This is a genomic window from Roseburia yibonii, from assembly GCF_014297335.1.
GTDB lineage: Bacteria > Bacillota > Clostridia > Lachnospirales > Lachnospiraceae > Roseburia_D > Roseburia_D yibonii.
In genome coordinates, this window is sequence record NZ_JACOQH010000007.1 from 96,969 (window position 1) to 109,165 (window position 12,197).

Here is a 12,197-nt window from a genome sequence, read left to right on the forward strand (position 1 = left end):
TATATTTTATATAAAATGTTCCTCGTTCCAGGGCGTCCGGTTGCGCGCTACGAGCAGTTCAATAAACTCTTTGGCGAGCGCAAGGTCGGACGGACTGCACAGGCGTAGCATGTCCGAAATGTCTTTTGAGACGTTGTTGGCGTGCATACTGCCAAGCAGCAGATAGTCCGGCGTCACTTTTAAGACTTCACAGAGGTTTAAAAAAGTGTCGATGCTGGTTTTTTGTTTTCCGCTCTCAATGGCGGACATGTGGTTATTTGAGATGGAAAGCAGCCGGGCGAGTTCTCCCTGCTTTAAATGCAGTTCTTTGCGCCGCAGCCGGATGCGGTTTCCCATTTCGATATAGCGCAGGTGCAAATGCATCACATCCTTATCTTCAAAAAATTCTGAACGGGTTGGATTTTTCTGCCTCATGTGAAAAAAAGAAGGGCAGAAAAAAGGTTTCGACCAATATAGAAGTATATCTGACCGTTCCTGCGAAAACGGTCGATTTTTGCCGGAAAAACGATTATGATAAGTGGCGTAACCAAAAAACATCGACCCGAAAGGAGAAGAACTATGGCAAAGAAAAATTTTGGAAAACAGGCAGCAAAAGGGGTAGCGGCAGCGCTTGATACGGTACTGCGTGCGGATGCGAATTCCACATCCTGCATCGTGGTTTATCAGCCGAAGGCACCGAAGGAACTGGCACGTTACAAAAAGAGTAAATGATCGCGTGGTGCGCACGGGGGATCACAGGATGGCTGATCCGGTGCGGAGCGGTCAGAGAATCTGACAGAGAGCTATATGTCTACGCGGCATATAGCTTTCTGATCACCGTATCACCGTTATTCTTAACGATCCTGATCGGTACCCTGCTTGGAAAAACGTGGCAGAGTATCGTTTTGATCCTTCCATTTTTACTGATACGGAAATTCAGCGGCGGCGTACACGCAAAGCATGCCATCGTATGCTTCATCTGTTCGTGTCTGTTACTTCTTTTGTGCATCGAACTTTCCGGGCACATAGAGGGCGGCTCTACACTGGCAGCCGTGACAGCAGCAGCAATGGTATCCCTCTTTTTACTCAGTCCGGTGGATTCCAAAAACCGGAGACTGGATGAAGACGAAAAAAGACATTACCGCGTGGTTACAGGAATTCTTACGACAGCATTCGGGCTGCTTGCGGCGGTACTTTTCTTCTGCGGATGGGAGAACGCGTCGGTGTGCATTTCACTTGGGATCATTCTGACTGCGGGCTTGCAGATACCGTGTATCTTTTCCAGATGATATCTGTTTTTTCAAGAAAAATGACCAAAACAGATGAAAAAATGTCGTTTCATACATAATTGCTTGAAAAGGCAGGGGATTTGAAGATAATAGGAAACGTACTTATTGTTTTGGGAAGTGGAGAAGGATAATCATATGGAAGGCATCAGTGGAGTAAAGTCGCAGGGAATTACCAAAGCAGCATTGACAAGGGAGAGAATCTGGGAAGCATTAGAGGAAATGAAAGTAGAAGACCGGAATGAATTTTACATCGAGGGCCATAAATGCAGTATGGATGATGTGGAAAAGATAAATGACAGTCTGATACAGGAGATCAAAAGCAAAAACAATACGATCACGATCGAAAAGGGGAAATTTTACGGAGTCCGTGGGGCAGACGGCAGGAAATGGGCGATGCGGATCAATAAAAACGGAGATTTCCGTCTCATGCATTCGGAATCGCTTTACGCGTGGGATCACGGGGAAAAGTGTAAGGAAGCCTATGAATGCTGGGGATTTATCCGGGCGCTCAGTGTCACCTCACTCACGGTCGCGTTTGAAATGGAGTATAAGACCCCGGTGGAAGTGGACCGGATCTTTCAAAAATACGGGATCCGCCATGGATTTTTTACGATCCGCGTGGGAGAACGCAGCAATACCTTTTTCTACAGCAGAGAGGGAAAGATATACGCAAAGCAGGATTATGACAACTGCTACCGGATCTACCGGAAAGGAAAACAGGCGGTACTTCCCTATGGGGCAGATTATATGGATTTAAGAAGGGCGCGCGCAGGCAGGAGAAAAGTCTGGGAAAGCGCATAAAAAAGAATAAAAGAGTTTGTCACGTCAGAGACGGGATGCAGGAAACGCATTCCGTCTCTGTTGTGTTTCTATAAATAATTTAGAAATAGTTCATGGAATTTTAAGAAGTGTCCTACCTTGTATAATCTCTGCGTTCAGTGTAAAATAAAAAGATACAAAAACGCGGCAGGAGCGGCAGAAAGGACAGGAAAACCATATGAAATTCCTACACATAGCGGATGTGCATCTTGGGCTTGCACCGGATGCGGGAAAGCCGTGGAGTTCGCGCAGACAACAGGATATATGGGATTCTTTCCGGGAGGTTCTTGCCGTGGCGGAGCGGGAAAAGGTCGATCTTGTCCTGATCGCCGGGGATCTGTTTCACCGTCAGCCGCTCATGCGGGAGCTAAAGCAGGTCAACGAACTCTTCGGCGGGCTTACCCGTACCAAAGTGGCGCTGATCGCGGGGAATCACGATTATATGCATCCGAGATCCAATTACCGGGGCTTTTCGTTTGCGGAAAATGTGATCTTTTTTGACCGTGAACAGATAAGGGGAGTGGAACTGCCGGAGTATCAGGCGTGCATTTACGGGCTCAGTTACTGGCATAAAGAGATTACAGACGGTCTATATGATGCGCTGCGGCCGAAAGATCCGGCGAAGATCAACATACTGCTTGCGCATGGCGGCGACGCGAAGCACATCCCGATGTCGGAAGCGGCGCTGCGGCAGAACGGATTTGACTACGTTGCCTGCGGACATATTCACAAAGGCGGGCAGATCATAAAAAACAAAGCGGTCATGGCAGGTTCGCTTGAGCCGACCGACTGCAAGGATTTCGGGCCGCACGGATACTGGATGGGTGAGGTGACCAAGCGCGGATGTGAGGTATCGTTTTACCCGATCCGCAAATGTGAGTATGTGCGGCATGAGATCCGTGTGGATGCGGGCATGACCGCGCAGGACGTGGAAGAATGCTTAAAGCGCGACCTCACGAAAAAAGAACCCTATGAAAAATACCATGTGATACTTACCGGCGGCTATACACCGGGCGCGGAGCCGGATACTGCGCGGCTCTTGGAATTACCGGATGTGACGGCAGTGGAGAACGGTCTGGTTCCCGCGTATGATTTCGCGCAGTTAAAGCGGGAGTACCGGGGAACACTGCTCGAACGGTATATTTCTAAGATAGAAACACTGCCGCAGAACGCGGTCACAAAGGAAGCGCTGTATTATGGCGTGGACGCGATCTGTCAGGCGATGGAGCACAGATGATATTAAAAGAAGCCTATATAGAAAATTTCGGAAAACTTCATAAGGAAGAGATCGTGTTCCGGCCGGGGATCAATGTGATCTGCGGCGGAAACGAGGCGGGAAAAACCACGTTTGCGGAATTTCTTTCCGCGATGCTCTTTGGGCTGGAACCAAAGCGCGGCAGAAGTCAGAAAAACGATGCCTACCGGCGTTATGAGCCGTGGAATGCGGCATCCTACTACTGCGGCAGTCTCCGTTTTGAGATAGAGGACAGGCCGTTTGTGTTAAAGCGCAATTTTTACCACAAAGAAAAGACGGCGGAACTGAAAAATGAGGCGGACGGCGAACAGCTTTCCGTCGAGTTTGGAGATCTTTCGATGTTACTCGGGGAACTTGGCAGGAGCGCGTATGAAAATACCTGGTGCATCGGGCAGACCGGAGCGGTGACCGGTGAGGAACTGGCGGGCATCCTGCGGGAATATCTTTCCAACCTTGAAAATACCGGGGAGGCGGATATCAGTCTTTTGCTGGCGCAGAAGAATTTGGAGCAGCGCGGCAAAGAGATCCGCAGAGAGAAAAAGGCGCTTTTAGAGGAAAAAGAAAGCAGGGTCGAAAAACTGCGGGTCGAGGAACAGCTCCTTACCGGGGACATGGAAAAGTTAGAAGAACAGACCGGGCACGAAGCGATCCGGCATGATCTGAAGATCCAGGCGCTGATGCGTGAAGAACATGAAACCGGACAGAAGAAAAGATCCGGATGGCAGATCTGGATGGCGGTCTTATGCGGAGTGGCGGCTGTGTCTCATCTGTTTTTATTTGGAAAGTATGCCGTGGCAGCATGGTGCACGGTGGAAATGCTGTTTCTGTTCTTTCTGTTTTTTGCGGTTTTCACCGGCCGCAGGCAGCATCAGAAACAGGTGGCAGTGCTGGAACAACAGAAAGCGGAGATGCAGCGTCATCAGGCGCTGAAGCAGACATTCGCGGAGCAGAGGACGGATAAGGAACTGCGCCGGGACAATGTGCGGGAAGCGATCCGGGAAGCCATGCAAAAAGGCAGTGCAGAGGCGGAGATTGAGAAGAAAGAACAGGCGTTGCTTTTAGCGCAGCAGATCCTTGGGGAATCATCCGGTGGGATGTCAGGGGAAGCAAAAGAAAAACTTTATGCTTCGGCGTCCGGGATCCTTTCCGAGATCACGGGCGGGCGTTATGTGAGCCTTAAATTTGACGATGCGATGAGGATCGTGCTATCTGATTCTAAAAAGGAGATCCCGGTTGAGGCACTCAGCCGGGGAACGATAGAACAGGTCTATCTGGCGGTTCGGATCGCGATCGCAGCCGTGCTCTCGGATGAGCCGATGTTTTATTCCTTTGATGAGGCGTTCGCGTTTTATGATGAAGACCGTCTTGCGGCAGTGCTCGCGTATCTGGGCAGACAGCCGCAGCAGTCACTCATTTTTACCTGCACGACGCGGGAAGAGGATATACTAAAGAAGAATGATATTCCATATCACAGAATAGTTTTACATACAGGGGGAGGCAGCTGATGTCCCGAAAGAAAAAGAAGAAGAAAAAATACCGCGGATTCTGGCGGTTCATCAAATTTCAGATATTTTTAATGTGTCTTGTGCTCGGAGGGCTGGCGTACTACTATTTAGGCGGTTACGCGCAGCAGATCTCACAGTTAAAGTCGGAGGCGGAGCAGTATGTAAAGACGTCATCACCGTCGACCTTTAAGGCATCACAGACCAGTGTCGTCTATGACGCGAACGGAAACCAGATTTCGGTCTTAAAAGGGGAGAAAGATGTCTATTACCTGAGCTTTGACCAGATCCCGACGAATGTGACCGCGGCGATCATCAGTATCGAGGACAAGAAATTCTACCAGCATGGCGGTGTGGATTATAAGGCGATCATGCGTGCGGTGCTCGCGATGCTGCGGGACGGAGAGGTTACGCAGGGTGGAAGTACGATCACCCAGCAGCTTGCAAGAAATGTTTTTATCTCGCAGGAAAAGACCTGGCAGCGAAAGATGGAGGAGATCTTTATCGCACTGCAGATGGAGAAAAAGTACACCAAAAATGAGATCCTCGAATTTTATCTGAACAATATCTACTTTGGAAACGGATATTATGGGATCCAGGCGGCAAGCAAGGGTTACTTTAATACGACCGTGGATCAGCTTGACCTGTCCCAGATCGCGTTTTTATGCGCGATACCGAACAATCCGTCGTTATATGATCCGGTGAACCATGCGGACCATACCATAACGCGCCGGGATCTGATCTTAAAAAACATGCTGGATGACGGGAAGATCACGCAGAGCGCGTATGAAAACGCAAAGGCGGAGCAGATCGTGTTAAACCGCCCGCAGACCAGTAAAAACGACTATGTGGAGACGTATACCTATAACTGCGCGACCCGTGCGCTGATGAAACAGCAGGGCTTCCAGTTCCAGTATACGTTTGATACGGCGGAGGCGGAGGATGCTTATGACAGTATGTATGAGGAAACCTATGCCGCCTGCCAGCGTGCCCTCTATACCGGAGGATACCGGATCTACACCTCGATCGATCTGAACATGCAGACCGCGCTTCAGCAGAGCGTGGATGATAATTTGAAAGATTATACGGATGTCGGGGATGACGGCATCTACGAGATGCAGAGCTCGGCGGTATGCATTGACAACGAGACCGGTTATGTCAAGGCGATCGTTGGCGGACGGAGCCAGCAGCTGAGCGGTTATACCTTAAACCGCGCTTACCAGAGCTTCCGTCAGCCGGGAAGCTCGATCAAGCCGCTCATCGTGTATACACCGGCGTTGGAGCGCGGTTATACGCCGGATTCGATTGTAAATGATGAGAAGACGGAGGGTGGGCCGTCCAACGCCAACAAGAGTTATGCCGGAAAGATCACACTGCGCCAGGCGGTGGAATCTTCCAAAAACACAGTGGCGTGGAGCCTGTTTGAGGAGCTGACGCCGAAAGTCGGGATCTCCTATCTGCGAAATATGAACTTTTCACATCTGGAAAATCAAGATGAGCAGATGGCGGCTTCCCTGGGTGGTTTTACCAGAGGTGTGTCCGCGCTTGAGATGGCGTCTGGATATGCGGCACTGGAAAACAGCGGAAAATACCGGGAGCCGACCTGTATCGTCAAGATCACGGATGCGGACGGCAATGATATCTATGTGTCGGATCAGGAGGAGACCGTTGTCTACAAAGAAAACGCGGCACGGATGATGACCGACATGCTGGTTTCCGTTGTGCAGGAGGGAACCGGAAAGGGACTGGCGATCAGTGAGATGCCATGCGCGGGCAAGACCGGAACGACCAACGACAATAAAGACGGATGGTTTGTCGGCTACACGCGTTACTATACGACCAGTGTATGGGTAGGCTATGATATGCCAAAAGAGCTTCCGACACTGAAAGGTTCTTCTTACCCGGGAAATATCTGGCATGATTTTATGGAAAATATCCACACCGGACTGACCCCTCTCAACTTCCTGCCTTATGTTTCCTACACGGATGGCGGGCAGAAAGATGACGGAAAGGAACAGCAGCAAGAGGACACGAAGAAAGAAGAAAAAGATAAGACAGATCAGCCGGCAGAGCCGCAGCCGGAGCAGCAGACGCCACCGGAACAACAGCCGGCGGAACAGCCGCAGGAGAATCCGTCACCGGAGCAGCAGCAGCCGGAACAACAGCCGGCAGAACAACAGCCGGCAGAACAGCAGCCGGCGGATCAGCAGACCGGACAGCAGGAGGCACAGCCGGAACAGCCACAGCCGGGAGACCAGAGCGGGCAGGATTCGCAGGACAATGCACAGCAGATAGAAAACCAGGGTGGAGAACAGAACACGCCGGGCGAATAGAGAGAAAGGATTAAAAACGATGGAGAAAAAGGTTGTATTAAAGGATATGGAGCCGAAAGACAGGGTGTCCTATATATGGGAGTACTATAAATGGTACATCATTGTGATCACGTTTGCGGTTATTTTCGGGATCTATCTGATCTTCAGCTACGCGACACGCAAGGAGGAAGTGGCGCATGTACTGATGGTCAATGCCGACCTGGAAGCGGTGAGTGACGACGATAACCGTATGTTTGACGGGCTTCTTTCGGATAACGGCTATAATACCGCAAAACAGGAAGTTGCGGTAAACGACGGACTGCATGTGGATCCGACCGGAGTCGGACAGAACAACTACTACACCTTCAGCTCGATCTTAACGATCTTAGAAGCGGGCGGCGCGGATGTCTATCTGGCAGATCCGGAGACCTTTGACCTCATAGGTTCCACTTCGAACTTAAAGGATCTCTCTACGGTGCTGCCGGAGGATATCATGGAAAAATACGCGGACAAACTGGTCTATGCCACGGATGAGGAGACGAAGGAAGAATACCCTTGCGGGATCGAGATCACCGGAAATGAGTGGACGAAAGAGACCGGTCTTTACAGCGGAGAGTGCGTGATCGGCGCGGCATATGGAGATGCCAGGAACGGTCTGAGTGAAAAGCTGATTTCTTATATATTAGGAGAGGGCGAAAGCCATTGACAGGACGAAATTGGTCGCCTATACTGAAATTATGGATGAAATTTCTCGTTTTTCAGAAAAAAAGTAGATAAAGGAGCAAATCAGAAAATGAAGAAGTATGGTTTTGGAGTGGACATTGGAGGAACAACATGCAAGATCGGTCTGTTCGAGATGAACGGAACACTGATCGAGGACTGGGAGATCAAGACAAACACAGAAAATAAAGGGGCATCGATCTTAGATGACGTTGCGGTTGCGATCGAAGGCAAAATGCAGTCTGCCGGCATTGCAAAAGAGGAAGTCCAGGGCATCGGAGTGGGTGTTCCGGGACCGGTTACCGGTGACGGCACAGTATTACAGTGTGTCAATCTCGGCTGGGGTGAATTCAATGTTGCAGAGGTATTAAAGAAACGCACCGGATTTGATGTAAAAGTCGGCAATGACGCAAACGTAGCGGCACTCGGCGAGATGTGGCAGGGTGGCGGAAAAGGTCACAAGGATGTTGTCATGGTTACGCTTGGAACCGGAGTCGGCGGCGGAATCATCGTAGATGGAAAGATCGTGGCAGGCGCGAACGGAGCCGGCGGCGAGATCGGACACATCATGGTCAATGAAGAAGAGACCGATACCTGTGGCTGTGGAAAGAAAGGCTGTCTGGAGCAGTACGCATCCGCAACCGGAATCGTGCGCATGGCAAAGAAACTGCTTGCGTCTGACGACAGAGAGACAACCTTAAAGAACGTGAGTGAGCTGACAGCAAAAGACATCTTTGACGCGGCAAAAGCGGGAGACGCAGTAGCGAAAGAACTGGTAGAAAAGCTTGGAAAGGTACTTGGCAACGCGCTTGCAAATGTGGCATGCGTAGTCAATCCGGAGATCATCGTAATCGGCGGCGGTGTTTCCAAAGCAGGAAGCATCTTGATCGATGTAATTCAGAAACACTATGTGGAGACAACGTTCCATGCATGCAGAAAAGCAGAATTTGCGCTCGCAACACTGGGCAATCAGGCAGGAATGTACGGATGTGTACAGATGCTGCTTGACATGTAAGCAAAAAAGCGTACCGCAGGATTACATAGCAATATCATACAGTAAAAATAAAAGCCACAGACGGATCAGGACTTTTTGATGCTTGACCGTCTGTGTTTTTTTGCTTCATAAAGGATCTCATCGGACTTTTTGATGATCTCATTTAAGTCTGTATCCGGGCTGCAGGTAAAACTCTGAATGCCGACCGAGAGTTCCACGAAAAAAGGCTTTTCAGATACCGCGTTAAAGTCAGTTTGCGTCTGTTTTAATTTCGCCGGGAACGAAGTGGCAAAATCCGGATCGGAAGAGAGCACAAGGGATACGAACTCATCACCGCCGATACGCGCAGTCAGAGAGGCTGCGGGCAGATTTTTGGTTAAAAGCCGGGCTGCAGACTGGATCGCGAAATCGCCGGAAGCGTGTCCGAAACAGTCGTTGATCTCTTTTAAATGATCGAGATCGCCAAAGATCAGATGCGCCGGTACGCCTTCATGATCTTTGCATAACGAGATCGCGCGCTCCATAAAACCACGCCGGTTCAACAGCTTGCTCAGTTCGTCATACTCGGAGATGAAACTGAGGATGTGGTTCTGGTTCTGGATGACATCCAAAGACTGCTTCAATTCCTGCTGAACCTTTTTCTCCTGATTGTTCAGATGGATGAAACGGAACAGTGAACCGAGTTGCAGGCTGCAGGTCTGCACAAAGGACACATCGTTCTGCTCGACATCACACAGAAGGACACCGTACTGTTCTTCCCCGGAAAACATTACAAAGGCAGTCAGGGACTGACGGCGGTCTTCCGGCAGAAAAGAGGAAAAACCGTTCTCTTCTGTGATAAGCGGCCGCTCATCCGGCTCATAGAGATGGCATTCATTCTGGTTATAAAACGCAGTCAGATACAGATCCTCATCAAAAGAGATCGGCTTTCCGGCAACCAGACGGATCGGGTGCTCAAAAAGGTAAAAATAGGCACCGCGGATGTTCATCAGGCGGAAACGCTCTATGACATGATGGATGGAATCCATGAAATTCAGATCGTCGTTGATCAGATCCCGCGTGAACGTCGGAACGAACCACGCCTTGCGGTTTGCGGTGATGACCTGTTTTTCCAGATTGCTCACATCCTTTAAATGCGTATACTGGTGCAGCATGGAAATGATGTCGGAAAGAATATCGGAAATGACATCATCTTCGGTATTTGCGATCAGCACGCGCAAAAGTTCGGTGAACTTCTCAAGCACCAGCTCGGTGGAAATGTGGTGGTGTCCGAGCAGCAGGTTCAAGATCGTGAACAGATAATTGTCCTGCGCGTGCAGTTCCTTTTTCTCAAAAGCATTTTCATAAATATAGGCAAAGAAATTGCGCACGAGGGCGGTGTAGTACACGCGCATATTCTCGTACGGGATCAGAGAAAATACATCCATCGAGATCTGGTCGGCGGAAGAGAGGATGAAAGCCTTAAAATCCGTGACAGCGACAGCGTCAGAAGTCAGGGAGAGACTTGGTGTACATCCACAGGAACACCGTCTGCGCAGAATGGATGGCATGCGCTTGGAAAACGGTTTCCGCCCGCGGCAGAGCATCAGCGTGTTTTTGAGCGCGGTATAGCTGAAAAGAAAGCTGCTGTGCGCCACGCTGGTCAAAGGCGGGGTCAGGGACTGCGCGAAATCCACATTGTCAAAGCCGGTGATGGCAATGTCCTTTCCGATCAGAAGGTTGTGTCGCCCACAGACGCGGTATCCGGCTTTTGCCATATTATCGTTCGCGAAAGCGATCGCTTCAAGACCAGGGTTGTTGTCCAAGAGAGCTTCCACGAGCTCATCGATATTTTCGGAATAGTCGCCGTAGACGACCATGTCTTTCGTGACCGTAAGACCGTGTTCTTCCATGGTGTCGCGGTAGGCGGCAAGGCGCTCGTTGGAGTCACGGTTGTTCTTCGGACCGCAGACGAATGCGATCTTCTTATAATGATGGAAATCGAGCAGATGCTCCATGCAGCTGCGGGTGCCGTTGTAATTGTCCGCGATCAGATACGGGGCATCCGTTGATTTTGGGATGTCCTCAAGCAGAAGGCATGGAATGTCCGCGTAATTGTTTAAAAACTGTTCCAGATTGCTGCTGCGTGTGGACAGCGAAAGCGAACCATAAGCGATGATCATCGCGTCCAGCTTTGAGAAATGGGCGTAATCGTAAATGGTGTCAAACTGATAATGATAATGTCCGTTGTCATTGCTTAAAAGAATGTCTGTGCAGTAAAGCGGCGCCTGCGGCCCCATCAGAAAGATCAGATTGACGTCCTCTTCCCTGGCGCAGGTATAAAATCCACTGATCAGATCCTCCGAGTAATCGGATTGAATGTCCCCCAACATGATCCCGATCGTATAGCGTTTCTTTTCTGGTGTATTCATGTAAAAATCCCTCTTTTGAAAAACCGTACAAAGCTGATTATTATTTAAATTATACCATAAAAAGAGAGGGGCGTGAACCGGTTTTCAAATATATTCCACCGGTTCCAGATATTGTGGCTGTCTATTTTCGCATGGCTGTGCTATGATTTTTTGTAACAAATATGTAACAATTCTGAAATCAAAACGAAATATATTGAAGCTGATTTCAAAGGAAAGAGAGGACAATATGAAAAAAAGATATATGGCGGCACTGACAGCGGCATTCATCACAACAGCGGTATCTCCGCTCGCGGTACACGCGGGAACCGTGACTTCCACGGGAAATTGCGCAAAGAGCGCGAAAGTTACGGTGATCGGTGGAAAGATCAATGACTGCGACAGCATCAAGGATATCATGTCACAGCTCGGAAACGGAAACTGGAATGACAGATGGAACAACTGCATACCGGAAACAAAACCGGAGACGAAGCCGGAGGAGGACGCGTCAGAAACCTCCTTTGCCCGTCAGGTCGTGGCACTGGTGAACGCGGAGCGGAAAAAAGCAGGTCTTTCCGAGGTAACACTGGATGAAAAAGTGGAAGCGGCGGCGTTAGTGCGCGCGAAGGAGACCGAGCAGTCCTTTTCCCATACGAGACCGAACGGAAGCAGCTTTAGCACAGCCTTAAAAGAGCAGGGCGTGTCTTACCGTGGTTCGGGCGAGAACATCGCGTGGGGACAGAAAACACCGGAGGATGTCATGAAGGCATGGATGAACAGTGAAGGCCACAGAGCCAATATCTTAAATGCCAGGTTCACCAAGATCGGTGTGGGATATTATCAGAATGCCAGGGGCACAAATTACTGGACACAGTTATTTACTTATTAATAAGGAAAAGAAAAAAGAGGTCTGGAGACATAAATTCCAGATCTCCTTTTT

General features: G+C 49.7%; 11 protein-coding genes. 9 read left to right on the top strand and 2 right to left on the bottom strand.

Annotated elements, in window-relative coordinates; translation table 11 throughout:
- Positions 1 to 6 precede the first annotated feature (6 nt).
- Positions 7 to 363, bottom strand: coding sequence for a helix-turn-helix domain-containing protein (locus H8Z76_RS10210; protein ID WP_022516503.1), 357 nt, complete (start codon positions 361 to 363; stop codon positions 7 to 9).
- 195 nt (positions 364 to 558) lie between these two features.
- On the opposite strand from H8Z76_RS10210, the gene H8Z76_RS10215 reads away from it, so the two are divergent.
- From H8Z76_RS10215 to H8Z76_RS10250, 8 genes are all read left to right on the top strand, one after another.
- The gene (locus tag H8Z76_RS10215) at positions 559 to 711 is read left to right on the top strand and encodes a cyclic lactone autoinducer peptide (RefSeq protein ID WP_022516504.1); all 153 of its coding nucleotides are present in this window, start codon (positions 559 to 561) and stop codon (positions 709 to 711) included.
- Positions 708 to 1,268, top strand: a complete 561-nt coding sequence (locus tag H8Z76_RS10220) for an accessory gene regulator B family protein (RefSeq protein ID WP_022516505.1) — start codon at positions 708 to 710, stop codon at positions 1,266 to 1,268. Before H8Z76_RS10215 ends, H8Z76_RS10220 begins: the two co-directional genes overlap by 4 nt.
- Before the next feature lie 135 nt (positions 1,269 to 1,403).
- Positions 1,404 to 2,069 carry a hypothetical protein gene (locus H8Z76_RS10225; protein WP_022516506.1) on the top strand — a complete coding sequence of 222 codons (666 nt, stop codon included), beginning with the start codon at positions 1,404 to 1,406 and terminating at the stop codon, positions 2,067 to 2,069.
- 196 nt (positions 2,070 to 2,265) lie between these two features.
- The gene (locus tag H8Z76_RS10230) at positions 2,266 to 3,324 is read left to right on the top strand and encodes a metallophosphoesterase family protein (RefSeq protein WP_186982436.1); all 1,059 of its coding nucleotides are present in this window, start codon (positions 2,266 to 2,268) and stop codon (positions 3,322 to 3,324) included.
- Entirely contained in the window at positions 3,321 to 4,847 is a 1,527-nt protein-coding gene (locus tag H8Z76_RS10235; protein WP_186982437.1) for an ATP-binding protein, read from the top strand. Before H8Z76_RS10230 ends, H8Z76_RS10235 begins: the two co-directional genes overlap by 4 nt.
- Complete coding sequence (locus H8Z76_RS10240; RefSeq protein WP_186982438.1) at positions 4,847 to 7,177, top strand: transglycosylase domain-containing protein; 2,331 nt, start codon at positions 4,847 to 4,849, stop codon at positions 7,175 to 7,177. The genes H8Z76_RS10235 and H8Z76_RS10240 overlap by 1 nt, the downstream gene beginning before the upstream one ends.
- A gap of 19 nt (positions 7,178 to 7,196) precedes the next feature.
- The gene (locus H8Z76_RS10245) at positions 7,197 to 7,862 is read left to right on the top strand and encodes a hypothetical protein (protein WP_186982439.1); all 666 of its coding nucleotides are present in this window, start codon (positions 7,197 to 7,199) and stop codon (positions 7,860 to 7,862) included.
- 87 nt (positions 7,863 to 7,949) lie between these two features.
- On the top strand, positions 7,950 to 8,891 hold the full coding sequence (locus tag H8Z76_RS10250) for an ROK family glucokinase (RefSeq protein ID WP_147619058.1): 942 nt from the start codon (positions 7,950 to 7,952) through the stop codon (positions 8,889 to 8,891).
- A gap of 65 nt (positions 8,892 to 8,956) precedes the next feature.
- Here H8Z76_RS10250 and H8Z76_RS10255 read toward each other — a convergent pair whose 3' ends face one another.
- Positions 8,957 to 11,281, bottom strand: a complete 2,325-nt coding sequence (locus tag H8Z76_RS10255) for a diguanylate cyclase domain-containing protein (RefSeq protein WP_186982440.1) — start codon at positions 11,279 to 11,281, stop codon at positions 8,957 to 8,959.
- Positions 11,282 to 11,507: 226 nt separating this feature from the next.
- On the opposite strand from H8Z76_RS10255, the gene H8Z76_RS10260 reads away from it, so the two are divergent.
- Positions 11,508 to 12,146: a CAP domain-containing protein gene (locus H8Z76_RS10260; protein ID WP_186982441.1), complete on the top strand. Its 639-nt coding sequence runs from the start codon at positions 11,508 to 11,510 to the stop codon at positions 12,144 to 12,146.
- The last annotated feature ends 51 nt before the right edge of the window (positions 12,147 to 12,197 follow it).